We start from the raw sequence: 489 nt of genomic DNA on the forward strand, positions 1-489 counted from the left end.
AAGGTATTGCCTGTCTGGAAATCTCCCCCATTGATAGCGTATTCAAAACTTCGGTTACCTGAAGACGTCACACCCGTCACCTTGATTTCGCCGTTACTGTCACCGCAGGTAGTAGCCTTTAGCTCCACTGCAAAGTCAGTAGGGCCCGGCGTGTTGGTGATGGTTACCTGTTTGCTGAAGGTACAGCCTCTTTCGTCTCTCACCCACACCGTATGCGAACCGGCGATAAAACCGGTGAGTATATGTGAAGCTTGGTAAGTCTGACCGTCCTTGCTGTACTCCAGTTCACCAACACCACCTACGACAGCAGAGATCGTCACCGTACCGTTCGGGTTACCGCAAGTAGAGGCAGCCGGTGTGGCGGTGAAATTGGTCAGCGACTGCTGCCCTACGGTAACCGAAGTGGTAACCATACAGCCGTTGATATCGCGGGCCGTCAAGGTATAGTCGCCGGAAGCAAGGCCTGTAAAGATGGTACTGGTCTGGAAG

The 489-nt window shown here is 53.2% G+C and carries 1 pseudogene; it reads right to left on the reverse strand.

Annotated features, from left to right (window positions below):
• A pseudogene (locus Q1A54_RS20315) lies at positions 1–489 on the reverse strand (hypothetical protein); the annotation flags it as partial.

Source organism: uncultured Pontibacter sp. (assembly GCF_947502515.1).
GTDB lineage: Bacteria > Bacteroidota > Bacteroidia > Cytophagales > Hymenobacteraceae > Pontibacter.